Source organism: Streptomyces xiamenensis (assembly GCF_000993785.3).
GTDB classification, from domain to species: domain Bacteria; phylum Actinomycetota; class Actinomycetes; order Streptomycetales; family Streptomycetaceae; genus Streptomyces; species Streptomyces xiamenensis.
Window position 1 is genome coordinate 5106714 of sequence record NZ_CP009922.3, and the last position, 19480, is coordinate 5126193.

16 protein-coding genes are annotated in these 19480 nt (G+C 72.6%); all 16 read left to right on the plus strand.

Features of this window, described 5'->3' with window-relative positions; all coding sequences use genetic code 11:
- Positions 1 to 50 precede the first annotated feature (50 nt).
- The 16 genes from SXIM_RS23535 (at position 51) to SXIM_RS23610 (ending at position 19469) form a co-directional block, all read left to right on the plus strand.
- Positions 51 to 1304: an NAD(P)/FAD-dependent oxidoreductase gene (locus tag SXIM_RS23535; protein WP_425473490.1), complete on the plus strand. Its 1254-nt coding sequence runs from the start codon at positions 51 to 53 to the stop codon at positions 1302 to 1304.
- Positions 1301 to 1558: a (2Fe-2S)-binding protein gene (locus tag SXIM_RS23540; RefSeq protein WP_046725067.1), complete on the plus strand. Its 258-nt coding sequence runs from the start codon at positions 1301 to 1303 to the stop codon at positions 1556 to 1558. The genes SXIM_RS23535 and SXIM_RS23540 overlap by 4 nt, the downstream gene beginning before the upstream one ends.
- A complete protein-coding gene (locus tag SXIM_RS23545) occupies positions 1551 to 2969 on the plus strand; it encodes an FAD-dependent oxidoreductase (protein WP_046725068.1) in 1419 nt (472 codons plus the stop codon). Before SXIM_RS23540 ends, SXIM_RS23545 begins: the two co-directional genes overlap by 8 nt.
- Positions 2966 to 3895 (plus strand): dihydrodipicolinate synthase family protein, encoded by a 930-nt coding sequence (locus tag SXIM_RS23550; protein ID WP_046725069.1) that lies wholly within the window; start codon positions 2966 to 2968, stop codon positions 3893 to 3895. Before SXIM_RS23545 ends, SXIM_RS23550 begins: the two co-directional genes overlap by 4 nt.
- Position 3896: 1 nt before the next feature.
- Positions 3897 to 4898: a proline racemase family protein gene (locus SXIM_RS23555; protein WP_030730771.1), complete on the plus strand. Its 1002-nt coding sequence runs from the start codon at positions 3897 to 3899 to the stop codon at positions 4896 to 4898.
- 237 nt (positions 4899 to 5135) lie between these two features.
- Complete coding sequence (locus SXIM_RS23560) at positions 5136 to 5804, plus strand: GntR family transcriptional regulator (RefSeq protein ID WP_030730774.1); 669 nt, start codon at positions 5136 to 5138, stop codon at positions 5802 to 5804.
- 355 nt (positions 5805 to 6159) lie between these two features.
- On the plus strand, positions 6160 to 7821 hold the full coding sequence (locus SXIM_RS23565; protein WP_246156927.1) for an ABC transporter substrate-binding protein: 1662 nt from the start codon (positions 6160 to 6162) through the stop codon (positions 7819 to 7821).
- 1 nt (position 7822) lies between these two features.
- A complete protein-coding gene (locus SXIM_RS23570; RefSeq protein WP_046725071.1) occupies positions 7823 to 8779 on the plus strand; it encodes an ABC transporter permease in 957 nt (318 codons plus the stop codon).
- Positions 8776 to 9774: an ABC transporter permease gene (locus SXIM_RS23575; protein WP_030730782.1), complete on the plus strand. Its 999-nt coding sequence runs from the start codon at positions 8776 to 8778 to the stop codon at positions 9772 to 9774. Before SXIM_RS23570 ends, SXIM_RS23575 begins: the two co-directional genes overlap by 4 nt.
- Positions 9771 to 10586, plus strand: coding sequence for an ABC transporter ATP-binding protein (locus tag SXIM_RS23580; protein WP_052385184.1), 816 nt, complete (start codon positions 9771 to 9773; stop codon positions 10584 to 10586). The genes SXIM_RS23575 and SXIM_RS23580 overlap by 4 nt, the downstream gene beginning before the upstream one ends.
- The gene (locus tag SXIM_RS23585) at positions 10583 to 11425 is read left to right on the plus strand and encodes an ATP-binding cassette domain-containing protein (protein WP_030730787.1); all 843 of its coding nucleotides are present in this window, start codon (positions 10583 to 10585) and stop codon (positions 11423 to 11425) included. Before SXIM_RS23580 ends, SXIM_RS23585 begins: the two co-directional genes overlap by 4 nt.
- A complete protein-coding gene (locus tag SXIM_RS23590) occupies positions 11422 to 12711 on the plus strand; it encodes an alpha/beta fold hydrolase (protein WP_046725072.1) in 1290 nt (429 codons plus the stop codon). Before SXIM_RS23585 ends, SXIM_RS23590 begins: the two co-directional genes overlap by 4 nt.
- On the plus strand, positions 12708 to 14069 hold the full coding sequence (locus SXIM_RS23595; RefSeq protein WP_046725073.1) for an aminopeptidase P family protein: 1362 nt from the start codon (positions 12708 to 12710) through the stop codon (positions 14067 to 14069). The genes SXIM_RS23590 and SXIM_RS23595 overlap by 4 nt, the downstream gene beginning before the upstream one ends.
- Complete coding sequence (locus SXIM_RS23600) at positions 14066 to 16720, plus strand: beta-L-arabinofuranosidase domain-containing protein (RefSeq protein WP_218941167.1); 2655 nt, start codon at positions 14066 to 14068, stop codon at positions 16718 to 16720. Before SXIM_RS23595 ends, SXIM_RS23600 begins: the two co-directional genes overlap by 4 nt.
- Before the next feature lie 226 nt (positions 16721 to 16946).
- Entirely contained in the window at positions 16947 to 18065 is a 1119-nt protein-coding gene (locus tag SXIM_RS23605; protein WP_052385185.1) for an aminotransferase class V-fold PLP-dependent enzyme, read from the plus strand.
- Positions 18066 to 18767: 702 nt separating this feature from the next.
- Positions 18768 to 19469: a thioesterase II family protein gene (locus SXIM_RS23610; RefSeq protein WP_078847012.1), complete on the plus strand. Its 702-nt coding sequence runs from the start codon at positions 18768 to 18770 to the stop codon at positions 19467 to 19469.
- Positions 19470 to 19480: the final 11 nt, after the last annotated feature.

A 19480-nucleotide genomic window follows, 5' to 3' on the forward strand; every position in this document is an offset into this window, starting at 1 on the left:
CGTGGTGACCGGTGCCGAACCCCTCTCGTCCCCGGGGACAACCGGCGGGGATCCGTGCATCAGGGGTCTCCCGCTCACGAGAAACATGTGACATAGTACTGCGCGTGTCCACCGCTCTGAGAGTCGTCGTCGTGGGCGCCGGCATCGTCGGCGCGGCGGTCGCCCGCGTCCTCGCCCGGGCCGGCTGCGAGGTGACCGTCGTCGACCGCGGCGCCACGGCCGGGGGCACGTCCGCCGGAGGTGAGGGCAATCTGCTCGTCTCCGACAAGGAGCCGGGCCCCGAACTGCGGCTGGCGCAGCGTTCGCTCGCCGCCTGGGCGCGCATCGGGGACGAACTGCGCGACGAGCTCCCCGCCGGGTTCCCCGGCCTCGAACTGGAGCGCAAGGGCGGCCTGGTGGTCGCCACGACCGGGGCGGGCGCGCGGAACCTGCTGGCCTTCGCCGACACCCAGCGGGCCGCCGGAGTGCGGGCCGAGACCGTGGACGGCGGCCGCGCCCAGGAACTCGAACCCGACCTGACGCCCCATCACACCACTGCCGTGTACTACCCGGAAGACCTCCAGGTGCAGCCGGTGGCCGCGACCGAGGCGCTGCTGGCGGCGGCCCGCCGGCACGGGGCACGCGTGCGGCAGGGCGTCGAGGTCACCGGCCCTGTGCTGTCCTCGGGCCGGCTGGCGGGCGTACGGGCCGGCTCCACCACCCTGCCCGCCGACGCCGTCGTCCTGGCCGCGGGGCCCTGGTCCGGCCTGGTCGCCGAGCGGCTCGGCGTCGTTCTCCCGGTGCGCCCCCGGCGCGGCACGGTGCTGGTCACCTCGCGGATGCCGGCGCGCATCCGGCACAAGGTGTACGACGCGGACTACGTGGGCGCGGTCGGCTCCGGCTCCGCCGACCTCCAGGTCTCCAGCGTGGTCGAGTCCACCGCCGCCGGGACCGTGCTGATCGGCTCCTCCCGCGAGCGCCGCGGCTTCGACGAGCGGATCGAGGCCCGGGTGCTCGCCGCCCTGGCCGCCAAGGCGCTGCTGCTGTTCCCCTTCCTGGCCGACGTGCAGGCGATGCGGGCGTACGGGGGGTTCCGCCCGTTCGTCCCCGACCATCTGCCGGTGATCGGCGCCGACCCGAGGCTGCCGGGGCTGTGGCACGCGACCGGGCACGAGGGGGCCGGGATCGGACTGAGCCTGGCCACCGCCGACCTGCTGCGCGACCAGCTGCTCGGCACCGCGGGCGGTGACCTGGACCCGCTGGCCGCCGAGTTCCGCCCGGACCGCCCCACCCTGCTGCCGCACCTCGAAGGGAGCACCCCATGACGCGGATACGGATCGAGGTCGACGGCGACCAGGTCCCCGGCCTGGCCGGGCAGACCATCGCCGCGGTACTGCTCGCGGACGGGCGGGCGGCCTGGCGGCGTACCCGCACCGGCCGCCCCCGCGGGGTCTTCTGCGGGATCGGCGCCTGCTTCGACTGCCTGGTGACGGTCAATGGGCTGCGCGATGTGCGGGCCTGTCAGCGGCGCGCCGCGGACGGCGACAAGGTCGACCTGCAGGAGGACGATCGTGACTGAGGTACTCGTGGTGGGCGGCGGGCCCGCCGGGATGGCCGCGACGCTGGCCGCCCGCCGGCACGGCGCCCGCGTCGTCCTCCTCGAAGCGGGCGACGACGTCGGCGGCCAGTACTGGCGGCATCTGCCGCACGGGCGTGCCGACCCCGGCGAGCGGCACTGGCACCACGGCTGGGACCGCTTCCTCGCCCTGCGCGCGGCGCTGCGGGACGACGCGGACTGCGAGATCGTCACCGGGGCGCACGTCTGGTCGGTCGACCGGCGCGACGGCGCCCCGCCGCTGGTGCACGTGGTCGTCGGTGAGCCGGACGGGCAGGGGCGCGAGCCGCGTACCTACGACCCGGCGGCCCTGGTGCTGGCGACCGGGGCGTACGAGCGCACCCTGCCGTTCCCCGGCTGGGACCTGCCGGGCGTCTTCACCGCCGGGGCGGCGCAGGCGCTGGCCAAGGGCGAGCGGGTGGCCGTGGGCCGCCGGGTCCTGGTGGCCGGCGCCGGACCGTTCCTGCTGCCCGTCGTCTCCGGTCTGCTGCGCATCGGCACCGAGGTCGCGGAGGTGGTCGAGGCGGCCCGCCCCGCGCAGCTCGCCGCGGGCTGGGCGACCCGGCCCTGGGAGTTGCTCGCCGCCCGGCGCAAGGCCGGTGAGCTGGCCGGCTACGCACGCGAGTTGGCCGCCCGCCGGATTCCCTACCGGACGGGGGCGGCCGTCGTCGCGGCGCACGGCACCGATCGGGTGGAGGCGGTGACCGTGGCACGCCTGACCCGCCAGTGGGCGCCGGTCCCCGGCACCGAACGGCGGATCGAGGTCGACGCCGTCTGCGTGAGCCACGGTTTCCTCCCGCGCACCGAGCTGGCCACCGCGGCCGGCTGCGCGGTGGGCGCGGACGGCGCCGTCACCGTCGACGCGCGGCAGCTGACCTCCGTGCCCGGGGTCCTGACGGCCGGTGAGCTGACCGGCATCGGCGGGGTCGACCTGGCTCTGGCCGAGGGCGAGATCGCCGGAAGCGTCGCCGCCGGCGGCACGCCCGCACCGGGCGCGGTCCGCGAGCGGGCGGTCTTCCGGAGGTTCGCCGCACGGCTCGCCGCCGCGCACGGCATCCGCCCCGGCTGGCAGGCCTGGCTGGACGACGGGACCGTGGTGTGCCGCTGCGAGGACGTCACCGCCGGGGCGCTGCGCCGGACCGCCGAGCTGACCGGATCCCGCGGGCTGCGCTCGCTCAAACTGACCACCCGGGCCGGCCTGGGCCTGTGCCAGGGCCGTACCTGTGGCCGCACGGTCGAGGACCTGCTCACCGGCGCGGACGGGGTGGGGCTGCTCGACCCGGGCCGCACCGCCCACCGGCCGATCGCCATCCCCGTACGCCTGGGTGAACTCTCCGATTCGACCAGGACCCGCAACCGAGAGGACCTCCCATGAGTACCGCACCGACCGATCTGCGCGGCGTGATCGTCGCCACCGCGCTGCCCTTCAAGGAGAACCCCTCGGCCCCGGCCGGCCTCCAGGTCGACTACGACCGGTACGCGGAGCACTGCGACTGGCTCATCGCGTCGGGCTGCCGCGGTGTGGGCCCCAATGGTTCGCTCGGCGAGTACTCCGCGCTGACCGACGAGGAGCGCCGCAAGGTCGTCCAGGTGGCCGTCGAGACGGTCGGCGGGCGCGGCGTCGTAGTGGCAGGGGTGCACGGGCCCGGGTGGCACCAGGCCAGGCACTGGGCCGAACTGGCCGCCGAGGACGGCGCGGACGCCGTGCTGGCGCTGCCGCCCACGATGTACCGGGCCAACCGCGCACAGGTCGTCGAGCACTTCACGAAGATCGACGAGGTGGGTCTGCCCATCATGATCTACAACAACCCGATCGACACCAAGGTCGATCTCGTCCCCGATCTGGTGGCCGAGATCGCCCGGCTGCCCCACGTGAGCGCGATCAAGGAGTTCAGCGGGGACGTGCGGCGGCTGTTCGAGATCACCGAGCGGTGCGACATCGACGTGGTGGCCGGGGCCGACGATGTGCTCTTCGAGCTGATGGCCGACGGGGCGGTCGGCTGGTTCGCCGGCTTCCCCAACACCTTCCCCGCCGAGTCGGTGGAGATCTACGACCACATGGTGGCCGGCCGCTTCGAGGAGGCCCGCGAGCTGTACAAGCAGCTCGTCGCGGTGTTCCGCTGGGACTCGCGCACCGAATTCGTGCAGGCCATCAAGCTCGGCATGGACATGGTCGGCCGGTACGGCGGCCCGTGCCGCCCCCCGCGCGGTCCGCTGTCCGCCGAGCACGACGCCCAGGTGCGCGCCGACATGCGGCGGGCCATCTCCGCCCTGGAGGCGCGCCGCGCGGTGGCGGCCTGAGATGCGCACGTCACGGTTGTTCTCCGCCGTCGACTCGCACACCGAGGGCATGCCGACGCGGGTGGTGACCGGCGGCATCGGGGTGATCCCCGGCGCCACCATGAACGAGCGGCGGCTGTACTTCGTCGAGCACCTGGACCACGTCCGCAGGCTGCTGGTGAACGAGCCGCGCGGCCACTCCGCGATGAGCGGCGCGATCCTGCAGCCGCCGACCCGCCCCGACGCGGACTTCGGTGTGCTGTACATCGAGGTCTCCGGATGCCTGCCGATGTGCGGGCACGGCACCATCGGGGTGGCCACGGTGCTGGTGGAGACCGGGATGGTGGAGGTCCTCGAGCCGGTGACCACGATCCGGCTGGACACCCCGGCCGGTCTTGTGGTGGCCCGGGTGGCGGTCAGGGACGGGCACGCCGAGAGCGTCACGCTGGAGAACGTGCCCGCCTACTGCGAGCGGCTCGACGCGACCGTCGAGGTGCCCGGCCTCGGCGAGATCGGGTACAGCCTGGCGTTCGGCGGGAACTTCTACGCGATGGTGGATCTCGACGCGGTGCGGCTGCCGTTCGACCGGGCGCGCAAGGACGAGATCCTGAGCGCCGGACTGGCCATCATGCGGGCGATCAACGCGTCGGCGCCGCCCGAACACCCGCAGATCGAGGGTGTCGGGCACTGCCACCACGTGGAGTTCATCGCGCCCGGTTCGGACGCCGCGCACTCACGGCACGCCATGGCCATCCACCCCGGGTGGTTCGACCGGTCGCCGTGCGGCACCGGCACATCCGCCCGGATGGCCGAACTGCACGCCCGGGGCGAGTTGGGGCTGCACCAGGATTTCGTCAACGAGTCGTTCATCGGCAGCCGGTTCACCGGCCGTCTGGTGGGGGAGACCACGGTGGCCGGCCGGCCCGCGGTGCTGCCGACCATCACCGGCCGGGCCTGGGTGACCGGGATCGGCCAGTACATGCTGGATCCGACCGATCCCTACCCGGCCGGTTTCGAGTTCTGAGAGCGATGACGAACGTCGCGCGGCTCTCGGCCGCCGGGTTACGCTGGGCGCAGGTCGTTCCGATCGGCACCGCCACGCACCGCCACGCGTGCCTCCAGCAGCCGGTGACACCGCAGTGGACACCACTGTCGATGTCCCCCGCACGCGCGACGACCGTCGAATGCGATACTTCAGCACCGCATCGGCCGACGAGGACCGGTGGGGTGTGACATTCCAGTCGTGGGAGGGCGGCGCAGGATGAGTTCATTCATCATCGGCCCGGTGTCGGTGGGGGCCAGCCTGCGCGGCACGGTGGAGGACGCGGTGGCCGCGGCCATCGTCTCGGGCGAACTCCCCCCGGGGACCCTGGTCACCGCGCCGACGCTGGCCACCCGGTTCGGCATCTCCGCCACACCGGTCCGCGAGGCCCTGCTCAATTTGCAGGAGCGCGGCTTCGTCGACGTGGTGCGCAACAAGGGCTTCCGGGTCACCGAGGTCAGCGAGCAGGACCTGTGGGAGATCGTGCGGCTGCGCCAGATGCTGGAGGCGCCGCCGATGCGCGAGATCGCGCGGGTGCTGCAACCGGAGGCCGTCGCCGACCTGCGGGACAGGGCCCAGACCATCGTCGACGCGGCGGCGGCGGCCGATCTGCCGGCCTACCTCGCCGCCGACATGGCCTTCCACCTGCGGCTCCTCGAACTGCACGGCAACCACCGGCTGGTCGCGATGGTGAAGGATCTGCGGCAGCAGACGCGCATGGTGGGCCTGGCCGACATGATCGGTACCGCCGAGCTGGCCCGTTCGGCCGCCGAACACCACAGCCTGGTCGACCTGTTGGAGGCGCGTGACGGGCGGGGCGCGGAAACGCTGCTCACCGCTCACATCGGTCACGTGCTCGGGTGGTGGAACGGCCGCTCGGAGGACTGAGCCACTGCTGTGAAGGAGCCCGCCCGGCTCAGCCGGGCGGGCTTCGTGCTGCTCCGGGCCGGAATGTCGGCGCGGTAAATTCTCGCGCGAACTCTTCTCCAGAGAGGTGTCACATACTACTGTCCCTCTCGTGGTCGGGATCGCAGCGATCGTGACCGCTCCGTGGTCCCGGTTGTGGCCGCTCCGCCCGCCGGCCCACCGGACCCGCAGTGCATCTGCTCCCCGCTTCGCCTCATCGTCGCTGGCCCGCCGGCCCGTTCCCCGTCCCCTTCCCGGACGGCGCGGCTGCCCGCACCCGACCGGAAGGTAGGACCCCATGAAGAGAACCCCGTCTTCAGCGGCACTCGCTGGGCTGGTGGCCGGCGTACTCACCCTCACGGCCTGTTCAGGGGGCGGCACCTCGCCCACCGGCTCCGGCTCCGGCACCGGCGACGGGAACGCGGTCAGGGGCGGGACCGTCCAGGTCCTGCAGTCGACCGACTTCTCCTATCTCGACCCCGCCCGCGGCTGGGACGGCGGCGTCAACGCGCTGTACCGCCTGCTGTACCGCCAGCTGGTCACCAAGGCCCCCAACGACGCCGAGGACCCCAACGCCATGGTCCCCGACCTCGCCGAGAGCCTCGGCGAGGTCTCCGACGACGGCCTCACCTGGACCTACCGGCTCAAGGACGGCATCACGTTCGACACCGGCGCCCCGATCACCGCCCAAGACGTCAAGTTCGGCATCAGCCGCAGCTGGGACCCGGAGATAGGCATCGGCTCGCCGTACATGAAGCAGCTCATCGACGCCCCGGACGACTACGAGGGGCCCTACCGGTCGGGCGACCTGCCGACCATCGAGACTCCGGACGACCGCACCATCGTCTTCCATCTCAAGGCCCCCTTCCCCGAGTTCGACGCCGCGCTCTCCCAGCCGAGCGGCACCCCCTTCCCGGTCGGCACCGGCGCGGGCGACGAGTTCATCAACGACGTCGTCTCCTCCGGCCCCTACGACCTGGCGGAGTTCACCCCGGGCAGCCTCATCCAGCTCACCCGCAACCCGCACTGGGACGCGGGGACCGACCCGGTCCGCAAGGCCTACCCCGACGCGTGGCGCTTCACCATCGGCGTCGAGGGCGCCACCATCGACGAACGGCTCATCGCCGGCCAGGGCACCGACATCAACGCGATCGCCGGCAGCGTGCAGCCGGCCACCATCGCCCGCCTGCAGACACCGCAGCTCCGGGAGCGGATCCTCAAGGCGCCCTCGACCTGCCTCACCTACATGGGGCTCAACACGACGAAGGCTCCGCTGGACGACGTCCGGGTGCGCCAGGCCGTCAACTACGCGGTGGACAAGGGCTCGGTGCTCAACGCCACCGGCGGCAGCCAGTTCACGACGATCTCGCACAGCATCCTGCCGCACACCGTCTCCGGACACACCGACTACAACCCCTACCCCAGCGAGGACGACGCCGGTGACGTCGCCGAGGCCAAGCGGCTGCTCGCCGAAGCGGGTCTCCCCGACGGATTCACGATGACCGTGGACGTCCGCGCGCGCGACGTCGAGCAGCGCAAGGGCGAGGCCATCCAGCAGGCGCTCGGGCGGGCCGGCATCACGGTCGAGCTGAACGTGATCGACGCCGCGACCTACTACGAGACGATCGGCACCCCCTCGCAGCAGCACGACGCGGCGATCACCGGCTGGTGCCCGGACTGGGCGTCCAGCGCCTCCACCTTCCTGCCGCCCCTGTTCGACGGCCGGGACATCACCGACAAGGGCAACCAGAACCTCGCCCAGCTCGACGACGACGCCGTCAACGCCGAGATCGACCGGATCGGCGCGATGACCGACCTGACCGAGGCCAACGCGGCCTGGGGCGAACTCGACAAGACGATCATGACCCTGGCCCCCATCGTCCCGCTGAACGTCGACAACCGCATCTACCTGCCGGGCACCAACGTGGCCGGCGCGGTCGCGCCCAGCGGCGACCTCGACTACGGGATCATCGGTCTCAAGGACCCGGCGAAGGGCTGACATGACGCTCCCGTCAACCGGCCCGCGGCCGTCGGCGGTGTCCCCACCGGGCACCGCCGAGGCGGCCCCCGGCCCCCGCCGCGGCGTGACCCGTACCCTGCTGCGCGACCCGGTCGCCGCGGCCTGCCTCGGCTACATCGCCCTGATCGTCCTGATGGCGGTGTGCGCACCGCTCATCGTCCGGATCAGCGGATGGAACCCCTACGAGTTCGACCAGAGCGCCATCGACTCCGACCTCGGCGGCATCCCCGCCGGGTCCTGGGGCGGCATCTCCGGATCGCACTGGCTCGGCGTCGAACCCGGCAGCGGCCGGGACGTGTTCGCCCGGATCGTGTACGGCGCCCGCTCCTCCCTGGTCATCGCCCTGGGCGCGACCGTGCTCACCACGGCGCTCGGTGTCGTGTTCGGCCTGCTGGCCGGCTACTTCGGCGGCCGGACCGACATGCTGATCTCGCGGGTCATGGAGTTCCTGATGGCGTTCCCCGCGCTCATCTTCATGATCGCGGTGCTGTCCGCACTGCCCGCCGAGGACCGGCGGTACCTGCTGATCGTGGTCATCTCCGTCTTCGGCTGGCCCTATCTGGCCCGGATCGTGCGCGGACAGACCATGTCGCTCAAGGAACGCGAGTTCGTCGAGGCGGCCCGCGCCTCCGGCGCCTCCCGCACCACCATCGTGTTCACCGAGATCCTGCCCAACCTGCGTTCGACGATCCTGGTCATGGTGACCCTGGCGATACCCGGGTACATCGGCACCGAGGCCGGGCTGTCCTTCCTCGGCGTCGGACTGGCACCGCCCACCCCGTCCTGGGGCCAGATGATCGCGAGTTCGGTGAACTGGTACGCGGTGGTCCCCACGTACTTCCTGGTGCCGGGCGCCTTCCTGGCGCTGCTGGTGCTCTCCTTCATGGTCCTCGGCGACCGCCTGCGGACCGCCGTCGAGCCGGGGGGCCGCTCATGACCCGCTACGTCGTGCACCGCCTCCTGGGCATGGTGCTGGTGCTCTTCCTGGTCTGCCTGTTCACCTACATCATCTTCTTCGCCCTCTCGCCGGACCCGGCCGTACAGATCTGCGGCAAGAACTGCACCCCCGAGCGCATCGACCGGATCCGCGAGAACCTCGGCCTGACCGACCCGTTCCTCACCCAGTTCCTGCACTTCCTCCAAGGGCTGTTCGTGGGACGGGAGTACGGCAGCGGGCCGGCCACCGTCTTCTGCGAGGCGCCCTGCCTGGGCTACTCGTTCCAGACCTCGCAGTTCGTCACCGACATGATCGCGCAGCGGCTGCCGGTGACCGCCGTGGTCGCCCTCGGCGCGGCCGTGCTCTGGCTGCTCATGGGGGTGATCGGCGGGCTGCTCAGCGCGGTGCGCGAGGGCCGGTTCACCGACCGGTTCATCACCGGGCTCACCCTGGGCGGCATGGCCGTCCCCAACTACGTGCTCGCCCTGGCGATGCAGTACGTGCTCGTGGTCTGGCTCCAGTGGCTGCCGTTCCCGCAGACCGTACGGTTCGCCGACGACCCGGGCCAGTGGTTCCTCAACTTCATCATGCCCTGGACGGTGCTGGCGATCGGCTACGCCTCCGCGTACACCCGGCTCACCCGCGCCAACGTGATCGAGACCCTGGACGAGAACTTCGTCCGCACCGCGCGGGCCAAGGGCCTGCGCCCGAGCCTGGTATGGCGCCGGCACGCGCTGCGCCCGGCGCTCACCCCGGTCGTCACGATCGCGGGCATGGACTTCGCCGGCCTGCTCGGCGGCGCGCTGATCACCGAATCGGTCTTCGGGATCAACGGCGTCGGCAAACTCGCGGCGGACTCCATCACCAAGAACGACCAGCCGGTGATCCTGGCGGTGACGCTGCTCGCGGCGTTCTTCGTCGTGGTCGGCAACATGCTCGTGGACCTGGTCTATTCGGCGATCGACCCGCGGGTCAGGGTGGGAGTGGCCGCATGAGCGACCTGCTGCGCGTGCGCGGACTGACCGTCGCCTTCGACGGCGTGCCCGTGGTCGACGCCATCGACTTCACCGTGCCGCGCGGCGGTGCCCTCGGCATCGTCGGCGAATCCGGCTCGGGCAAGTCGATGACCAGCCTCGCCATCATGGGGCTGCTGCCCAAGGGCGCCACCCGCGCCGGCAGCGTCACCTTCGACGGCGGCGAACTCACCGCCCTGAACGAACGCGGGATGCGCGCCGTGCGCGGCGACAAGATCGCGATGGTCTTCCAGGACCCGCTCTCCTCACTCAACCCCTATTACACGGTGGGCGCCCAGATCACCGAGGCCTACCGCGCGCACCGCTCCGGCGTCAGCCGCAAGGCGGCCCGCAGAGCGGCGATCGAGGCCATGGAACGCGTCCACATCCGCGACGCGGCCCGCCGCGTCGACGAATACCCGCACCAGTTCTCCGGCGGCATGCGCCAGCGCGTCATGATCGCGATGGCGCTCAGCACCGAGCCCGACCTGATCATCGCCGACGAGCCGACCACCGCACTGGATGTCACCGTCCAGGCCCAGATCCTCGATCTGCTCGCCGAGGTACGCCGCGACACCGGGGCCGCGCTCATCCTCATCACCCACGACCTCGCCGTGGTCAGCGAGGTCGCCGACAGCCTCATCGTCATGCGGCACGGCAAGGTGGCCGAGTCCGGCACCGCCGAGCAGATCTTCTCCGACCCGCGCCACCCGTACACCCGGGCGCTGCTCGACGCGGTCCCGCGGATCGACGACGAGATCGGCGCGCTCCAGACCCTGGGAGAGGACACATGAGCCCCGAACCACTGCTGCGGGCCCGGGACCTGGTCAAGGAATTCCCCGTCGCCGGCACGGCCGGCCTGCTGCGCCCCGCGCGCAGGTTCACCGCCGTGGACTCCGTCTCCTTCGACCTGCACGCGGGCCGCACCCTCGCCCTGGTGGGGGAATCCGGTTCCGGCAAGTCGACCACCGCGCGGCTCGCCGCCCGCCTCATCGACGTCACCTCGGGCACCGTCCACCTCGACGGCCGCGACATCACCGCCCTGCGCGGGCCCGGGCTGCGCGAGGTACGCCGCCAGGTCCAGGTCGTCTTCCAGGACCCGTTCTCCTCGCTCAACCCCCGGCACACCGTCGAACGGATCGTCACCGCGCCCCTGCGCTACCAGAAACGCCCGATCCCCGGCGGCCCCCGGACGGTCGCCCGCACGCTCATGGAACGGGTCGGGCTCGACCCCGATCACATCGACCGCTACCCCGCGCAGTTCTCCGGCGGGCAGGCGCAGCGCATCGGCATCGCCCGCGCCCTCGCCGTGGGCCCGCGCGTCCTGGTCTGCGACGAGGCGGTCTCGGCGCTCGACGTATCGGTCCAGGCGCAGATCATCAATCTGCTGCGCGAACTCCAGCGCGAGGAGGGCTTCGGGTGCCTGTTCATCGCCCATGACCTCGCCGTGGTGCGGCAGATCGCCACCAGCGTCGCGGTGATGACGGCCGGCCGCGTGGTGGAGGCGGGCGAGCGGGACGCCGTGTTCGAGAATCCGCAGCACGAGTACACCCGCACCCTGCTGGCCGCCGTGCCGCGGATCCGTCCCGAGTGGGAGGCGCGCCGGCGCAGGGCGAAAGGAGCACGCGCATGAACGTGGTCGCCTACCCGCTGCCCGGAGCCTGGGTCCGGGAGTTCACCGTCACCGTGCCACTGGACTGGTCCGCCCCCGGCGGCGAGAGCATCGAGCTGTTCGTCCGGGAGTTCAGCGACCCCGAACGCCGCGACGAGGACCTGCCGCTGCTGACCTACCTCCAGGGCGGCCCGGGCGGCGCCAACCCGCGGCCCGCCCCGGTGGGCGGCTGGCTGGCCGAGGCCCTGCCGCGCTACCGGGTCGTCATGGTCGACCAGCGCGGCACCGGCCGCAGCACCCCGCTCGACGGAACCGCCATCGCGGCCTTCCCCGACGCCCGGGCGGCGGCGGACCACCTGCTGCGCTTCCGCGCCGACTCCATCGTGCGCGACCTCGAACACGTGCGGACCCGCCACTACGACGGCAGACGATGGGCCACCCTGGGGCAGAGCTTCGGCGGCTGGATCACCCTCACCTACCTGTCGCACGCTCCCGAGGCGCTGACGGCCTGTTACGTGTGCGGCGGGATCCCCGGCACCCCGCCCGACCCCGAGGAGGTCTACCGGCGCACGTTCGACCGGGTGGCCGGCAAGACCGCCGACTTCTACCGGCGCTACCCCCAGGACGTCGCCGCGGTGGCCGCGATCGCCGACCGGCTCGCCGCCGGTGGCGTGACGCTGCCCGACGGCTCGCCGCTGTCGGTGCGCCGGTTCCAGACCCTGGGCGGGGACCTCGGCTTCGGAGCCGGCCACCAGCGCCTGCACTGGCTGGTCGGCGAGGCCGTCCGCCCGGACGGCAGGCTCTCCGACGCGTTCCTGGAGACCGCGCTGGTGCGGACGTCCACCGCGGGGAACCCGCTGTTCTGGACGCTCCAGGAGTCGATCTACGGCGACGGCGCCAACGGCCCCTTCCGCTGGGCAGCCCAGCGCGAACGGGACAGGCGCCCGCAGTTCGCCGAGGACCGCCGGCCGCTGCTGTTCACCTCCGAGATGACGTTCCCGTGGATGTTCGAGGAGATCCGCGCCCTGCGGCCGTTCGCGCCGGCCATGGCCGAACTCGCCGAACAGCGGGTGTGGAGCCCGCTCTACGATCCGGCCCGGCTCGCGGCCAACGACGTCCCGCTGGCCGCCGCCGTGTACGCCGACGACGTGTTCGTCGACGCCGGGCTGCAGCGCGACACCCTGACCCGGGTCGGCAACACGCACACCTGGGTGACCAACGAGTACGAACACGACGGCATCACCGACGGCCGGGTCTTCCGCCGGCTGCGGGAGATGGTCCGCGACCAAGGAGGCGAAAGGCGTTGACCGAGCCGACCAGAGCGCCGTACGCCGGGACCAGGCCGCCGCGGCTGGCCGACCAGAGCCCCGGCTTCCTGGCCCGCATCGGGCAGGGCTGGGCCGAGCGCGACATCCCGGCACCGGTGACGCGGGCCGCCGCGCGGGCGGCGGCCGAACACCGGGCCCGGCTGAGCGGCCGGCTGCCGGGCCGTACCGTGGTCCTGGCCGCCGGCCGGGCCCCGCGCCGCAACGGCGACGCGGATTACGCGTTCCGGGTGGACAGCGACTTCCTGTGGGCCACCGGGTGCCAGACCGAGGGCGCCGTTCTGGTGATGACGCCACGTCCGGGCGGCCACGACGCGGTGCTGTACCTGCCCGCCCCGGCCCGGCCCGGCGAACGCGACTTCCACGCCGACGCGACACATGGCGAACTGTGGGTCGGCCCCTCGGCCGGCCTCGCGGCGTGGTCGGCGGCGCTGGACCTGCCGGTGCGGCCGATCGGCGACCTCCGCGACCCGCACGCCGGCCCAGCCGATGACATCCGCGCGGTCCTCTCCGACCTGCGCATGATCAAGGACGACTGGGAGATCGGGCAGCTGCGCGAGGCCGTGGACCACACGGTCACCGGATTCACCGCCGTCGCCGACGAGATCCCGCGCGCCGTCGCCGAGGGCCTGGGGGAACGCTGGCTCCAGGGCACCTTCGACCGGCATGCCCGCACCTTCGGCAACGGGCCCGGCTACAGCACCATCGTCGGCTCCGGCGAGCACGCGCCGATCCTGCACTGGGTCCGCTGCGACGGCCCGGTGCTGCCCGGCGAGACGCTGCTGCTGGACATGGGCGTCGAGGCGAACTCGCTGTACACCGCCGACGTGACCCGCACGATCCCGGTCGGCGGCACCTTCACCCCCGCCCAGCGCCGCGTGCACGACCTGGTCGAGGCCGCGCACCGCGCCGGCATGGAGCAGGTACGCCCCGGAGTCACCTACACCGACTTCCACTTCGCCGCCATGGAGGTGCTCGCCCGCGGCCTGCACGACTGGGGGCTGCTGCCGGTCTCCGTCGACGAGGCGCTCGCCCCCGAGGGCCAGCAGCACCGCCGGTACCTCGTCTGCGGGATCGGCCACCACCTCGGCCTGGACGTCCACGACTGCGGCTCGTCCTCGTACGAGCGGTACCAGGGTGCCCCGTTGCGGCCCGGCATGGTGCTCACCGTCGAGCCCGGCCTCTACTTCCACGCCCACGACGAGACCCTGCCCCCCGAACTGCGCGGCATCGGCGTACGCCTGGAGGACGACCTGCTGGTCACCGGCACCGGACACGAGGTGCTGTCGGGCGCGCTGCCGATCGACGCCACCGGACTCGAGAAATGGGCCGCCCGATGACCCGCGCACATCCCTTCCCCCTGCGCGACGTCGACCTCCTGGCGGGGGTGCACTCACGGACCCGGGACCAGATGCTGCACCTGGCACGGGAGTTCCCGGTGGACCGGCTCCTCGCCGTCTTCCGGGCCAACGCCGGACTCGACACCCGCGGGGCCCTGCCGCCGGGCACCTGGGAGGACTTCGGCCATCCCGACGAGCGCGCGTGGTCGGGGGAGGACTACCCGGGCCCGGGCGTGGCCCCCACCGCGAGCCTGCTGCGCGGACACTACGCGGGGCACTTCCTGTCGATGCTGTCGCTGGCGTACGCCTCGACCGGCGAGCAGGCCCTGCGGAAGAAGGCGGACGAGATGGTCGCCGGCCTGGCCGAGGTCCGCGACGCGCTGGCGGCGACCGGGCGGTACAGCCACCCCGGATTCCTTGCGGCGTACGGCGAGTGGCAGTTCGCCCGCCTGGAGGACCTGGCCCCCTACGGCGAGATCTGGGCGCCGTACTACACCTGCCACAAGATCATGGCCGGGCTGCTGGACGCGTACGAGCTGACCGGCTCCGCGCAGGCGCTGGACCTCGTCGCCGGCATGGGCCACTGGGTGGCGGGACGGGTGCTGCGGCTGGAGCGGGCACACCTGCAGCGCATGTGGTCGCTGTACATCGCCGGCGAGTTCGGCGGCATGAACGAGACCATGGCGGCCCTGCACCGGATCACCGGCGACCCCTCGTTCCTGCGCGCCGCCGGGGCCTTCGAGCTCGACAGCCTGCTGGACGCCGCCGTCGCGGGCCGCGACGTGCTCGACGGGATGCACGCCAACCAGCACCTGCCCATGCTCGTCGGCCATCTGCGCCAGTACGAGGCCACCGGCGAGCGCCGCTACCTCGACGCGGTCCTCGCCCTGTGGGACCAGATCGTGCCCGGCCGGACCTTCGCGCACGGCGGCACCGGCGAGGGCGAACTGTGGGGCCCCGCCGACACCGTGGCGGGCTTCGTCGAACGGCGCAACGCCGAGACCTGCGCCACCTACAACCTCCTGAAGATCGCCCGTTCGCTGTTCGGGCACACCCGGGACGCCCGGTACGCCGACTACGCCGAGCGCGCCTCGCTCAACCACATCGTCGGCTCCCGCGCGGACATCTCCTCGGACACCAGCCCCGAGGTCCTGTACATGTACCCGGTGGACCCGGGCGCGGTCCGCGAGTACGACAACGTCGGCACCTGCTGCGGCGGCACGGGCCTGGAGAGCCACGTCAAACACCAGGAATCGGTGTGGTTCCACGCGCCCGGGCAGCTGTACGTGACGCAGTACGTGCCCTCCCGGCTGCGCCTGGCCGGCGGGGAGGTGACGCTGCGGACCCGCTATCCGCGCGACGGGAGGGTGGCCGTCGAGTTCGGCGCCGCCTTCTCGGGCGAACTGTGCCTGCGCATACCGCCGTGGGCCGCCGGTGCCCGTATCGACGGCGTGGCCGTGCCGGTGCCGGAGTCCGGATTCGTGACCCTGCGGCGCGACTTCCGCCCGGGCGACACCGTCGCACTCGAACTGCCGCTGCCACTGCGGCTGGTGCCCACCCCCGACGACCCCACCCTGGTGAGCGTGGAACTCGGCCCCACGGTGCTGCTGGCCCGCGACGACGCCACCACCACGCTGCCGGTCGCGGCGGCCGCCCACCGGCGCCTGGACGGCACCATCGCCGGCCACACCGCCGAGGGCGACCTGGTCTCGGTGTTCGGCCGGACCTTCGAACCCGCCTGGTCCGGCGGCGACCACCGGCACCACATGTATCTGCGGCTTGCCGAGCCGGAGATCGCCTTCGCCGGCAGCGCGCCCGGGGTCCCCGACCGCAAGGACGCCGAGGGCTGGTCCTTCCTCACCGGCCTGTGGGCGGAGGGCGGTTACGCCGACGCCGACGCGTTCTTCACCGCGGTGCACCGGGGAGTGGTGCGGGCGGCCCGCTCCGGGCTGCTGAGCCGGGAGGAGGCGGTGGCCGTGCTCATGGCGGCGGCCTCCAGCACCCTCGACAACCCCACCGTGCCCCGCCGCGGCGTGCTCGGCCCGGACGCGGCGGACGCGCCGCGCGTGACCCGGCTGACCTCCGCGACCGGGCAGGCGGTGGAGGACATCGTCCACTGGTCGCTGCCGCCGGACATCGGGCGCGGGGATCCGCTGCCGGTGGTCCGGGTGGAGGTGAGCGGCGACCGGGCCCCGTCCGGGTGGTACACCCGGGAGCCGGGATGCACGGTGACCTCGGTCGCGTCCGCCACCGTGGAGGTCGCGGTGGGCGAGGGCCCGTGGCAGCCCGCGACGGGCGCGAACACCCCGGTCCGGGAGGGGCGGCAGGTGATCCGGGGCCGGGCCACCGACTCCGCCGGCCGCACCGTCCATGCCACCCGCGAGGTCGCCGTGGACACCCGGCCCCCGTCGGTACGGGCCGAGGTCCGTCCGCTGGGGCCGAGCAACGTCGAGGTGACCCTCTACGCCGAGGACGACGTCTCCGGCGTGGACCGCGTGCGGTGGCGCACTCCGGAGACGTTCTGGGGCGTCTATCAGGAGCCGTTCACCAGGGCGTTGCGCGAGGAACCGCAGACCCTGGAGTTCAGCGCCACCGACCGGGCCGGGAACACCACGGAGGTCCAGCGGGTGGTGCTGCCGCCGCTGCGGTGAGCGTCCGGCCGGTGTTCCGTACGCCCCCGCGGGGCTCCGGCCGCACCGAGAACCCGCCGGTCACCCGCCGGGTGTTGGCCGGCCCGGGCGGGTGAGGGGGCGGCACGTAGCATCGGCGCGTGCCCGGACATCACCCTGCTGACGATCGCCGGCGGCGGCCGGCCGGATCCGCGGGTGCGGGTGCCCCGGCCGCCACCGCGGCACCGATGACGCGGAAGGTACCTTCATGACGGCTGAGTTCGACGCTTATCTCGCCTCCTTCTCCGAGCCGGCCGGCTACCTGAACTTCGGCAGCTACGGGCCGCCCTCGCGCGCCGTCGTGGACACCATGGGCCGCCTCGCGGCGGACGCAGCCGCCGGTGTCCCCTCGGCGGGACTGCACGCGGAGGACGAGAACGCCCTCGCGGCGCTCGCGCGGCTGACCGGCTTCGACCGTGACGCACTGGTGCTGACGTCCAGCACCTCGTTCGGCCTGCTGCAGATCGCCTTCGGCCTGCCGCGCGGCGCGGTGCTCGTCAGCAGCGCGGAGTTCCCCTCGAATCTCTACGCGTGGTGGCGCGCCCAGGACGCGGGGCTCACCACCGTGCGCACCCTGCCCGCGGTGCCCGGCGACGCGTTGGCCCCGGTGACACCGGACCGTGTCGCGGCCTCCCTCACCCCGGACACGGTCGCGGTGGCGGTCAGCGCGGTCGACTTCCGTACCGGGTTCCGCGCGGATCTGGCCGGCATCCGTGCGGTGATCGGCGACCGGCTCCTCGTGGTGGACGGCATCCAGGGGTTCGGTGTCCTGGACACCGACTGGACCGTGACCGACGCCCTGGTGGTCGGCGGCCAGAAGTGGCTGCGGGCCGGGTGGGGTACAGGCTTCGTGGCGCTGTCCCCCCGGGGCACGGAGCGCCTGCGGCCCGTACTCGGTGGCTGGACCGGTGTCCAGAACCCCTCCCGGTACGACGGTGTGCTCCACGAGCCGCTTCCCGGCGCACCGGGTCTGTCGGTCACCAACGGATCGCCGTTCGCCTCCGGGGCGCTCGCGACGGCGCTCGCCCAGCTCGAGTCGGTCGGGGTCGCCACCGTGCGGCGCCGTATCGAGGACACGGTGACCGTGTTCATCGACCGGCTCCGCGCCGCGGGCGTGCCGGTCCTGTCGCCCGTCGCTCCCCGGGACCGCGCGGGCCTGGTGGTGGCGGGGATGACGGGCGGCGACGCCCCGGCGGTCAACGAGCGGCTCCGGGCGGCGGGGGTGAGCGCGACCGCGCACGGGGCGGACCGCATCCGCTTCAGCGTGCACGCCACCACCACGCCGGCCGCGCTCGACGCGGCACTTGCGGTACTGGGAGAACGCTGAAAGCCCACCCGTGGGGCGGTGCCGGGGATCTCTCCGGGCGGGCGGAGGGCGACATGCCGCGACGCCGGGGGAGGCGCCACCCCGGGTGAACTCGCCGTATCGGCTGGTGGCGTGCACCGTTCCGCCGGGGACCGGGCCGGTGCAGAAGGAGTGCAGAAGGAGTGCGGAACGGCGGGAACCGGGGGCGGGTGATCAAGCGTGTGTGAGGGCAGAGATGCCGGGCGGTCAGCCGGCGGTCCCGCGCGGCGCGTTGCCGCGGGTCCCGCGCTGCCCGCCGGGCGCCGTGACCGTGCTCATCCACCCGGTCATGGTGCCGGGCATGGCAAGCGACCCCTCGGCCGAATAAGACATCCGTTCGCGTATTGCGGTGTGCATTGCTTTTATTTCGCGCGGCTATTGGTTACTCGCTGGTAAAGAATGCGTCCGGAGTTCTTCCGGGCAGGTGAGCGGCGGTGTCAGGGGCACGGAAAACTGACGCTGGCGCTCCGAAGCGGGGCTCTGTTAGTATCCGTCACGGCGCAAGCGGAACGCGGTGGGGAATTACCGCGGACCTCACCGCGGGGTTTCCTGTGAGCCGTATCCAGCGGGATGCGGGCCTAGCAGGGCTCTGCCGCGCTGTTTGATGAATGGGGCGGTCGCGCCCTTCGGGGGTGCAAAGACTGCGGTACGCCGGCGGCGTGCGGCAACGGGGGTCTTTCGTTCATGAACGTGAAATTGATATGCCTGCCCCACGCCGGGGGCAGTGCGAGTCGGTACCACCGCTGGCGTGCCCTGCTTCCGGCACACCTCGATGTCATACCGCTGGAGCTGAACGGACGCGGCGACCGCGTCGGCGAGCCCCTGTACGCCTCGTTCGCCGAGGCGCTGGACGATCTCACCCACCGCACCCTGCCGTTGCTCGCCACCGGACAGCCCTTCGTCCTGTTCGGGCACAGCATGGGCGCCTACCTCGCGCTGGAACTGGAACGGCGCCTGGAGTCCCTGGGACTGCGGGCCCGGCACCTCTACCTCTCCGGGCGCGGTTCACCGCGGTACCGCGACGTGCTCGGCGCGCCCGTGAGCGCGCTGGACGACGCGCGTCTGCTGTCGGAGCTGGCGGCCTTCGGCGGCCTGCCGGCCTCCCTCGCGGAGCACGACCTCATGTCCACGCTGTTCCTGCCCGTCATCCGGGCCGATTTCCGGCTTCTCGAGGACGGCGCGGCGACGGCCGACGAAACCGTTCCGGTCCGCAGCCCCCTCACCGTTCTCAACGGCGAGGACGACGACACCGCCAACGCGGTGTGTCATGCCGACTGGCTCCGGATCTCCTCATCCGTCGTTGACTTCCGCATGTATTCCGGCGGTCATTTCTTCATCGACGAGAATCTCCACAGCATCACTCAACTGATAGCGGCGAGAACGTAAAACAAGTTCGG

Excerpts from the sequence above, each read along its gene's own strand:
- SXIM_RS23580 (WP_052385184.1), top strand. The coding sequence starts at position 9,771 with ATGAGCGACCTGCTGCGCGTGCGCGGACTGACCGTCGCCTTCGACGGC.
- SXIM_RS23600 (WP_218941167.1), top strand. The coding sequence starts at position 14,066 with ATGACCCGCGCACATCCCTTCCCCCTGCGCGACGTCGACCTCCTGGCG.
- SXIM_RS23555 (WP_030730771.1), top strand. The coding sequence starts at position 3,897 with ATGCGCACGTCACGGTTGTTCTCCGCCGTCGACTCGCACACCGAGGGC.
- SXIM_RS23550 (WP_046725069.1), top strand. The coding sequence starts at position 2,966 with ATGAGTACCGCACCGACCGATCTGCGCGGCGTGATCGTCGCCACCGCG.
- SXIM_RS23570 (WP_046725071.1), top strand. The coding sequence starts at position 7,823 with ATGACGCTCCCGTCAACCGGCCCGCGGCCGTCGGCGGTGTCCCCACCG.
- SXIM_RS23575 (WP_030730782.1), top strand. The coding sequence starts at position 8,776 with ATGACCCGCTACGTCGTGCACCGCCTCCTGGGCATGGTGCTGGTGCTC.
- SXIM_RS23540 (WP_046725067.1), top strand. The coding sequence starts at position 1,301 with ATGACGCGGATACGGATCGAGGTCGACGGCGACCAGGTCCCCGGCCTG.
- SXIM_RS23560 (WP_030730774.1), top strand. The coding sequence starts at position 5,136 with ATGAGTTCATTCATCATCGGCCCGGTGTCGGTGGGGGCCAGCCTGCGC.
- SXIM_RS23610 (WP_078847012.1), top strand. The coding sequence starts at position 18,768 with ATGAACGTGAAATTGATATGCCTGCCCCACGCCGGGGGCAGTGCGAGT.
- SXIM_RS23585 (WP_030730787.1), top strand. The coding sequence starts at position 10,583 with ATGAGCCCCGAACCACTGCTGCGGGCCCGGGACCTGGTCAAGGAATTC.
- SXIM_RS23605 (WP_052385185.1), top strand. The coding sequence starts at position 16,947 with ATGACGGCTGAGTTCGACGCTTATCTCGCCTCCTTCTCCGAGCCGGCC.
- SXIM_RS23590 (WP_046725072.1), top strand. The coding sequence starts at position 11,422 with ATGAACGTGGTCGCCTACCCGCTGCCCGGAGCCTGGGTCCGGGAGTTC.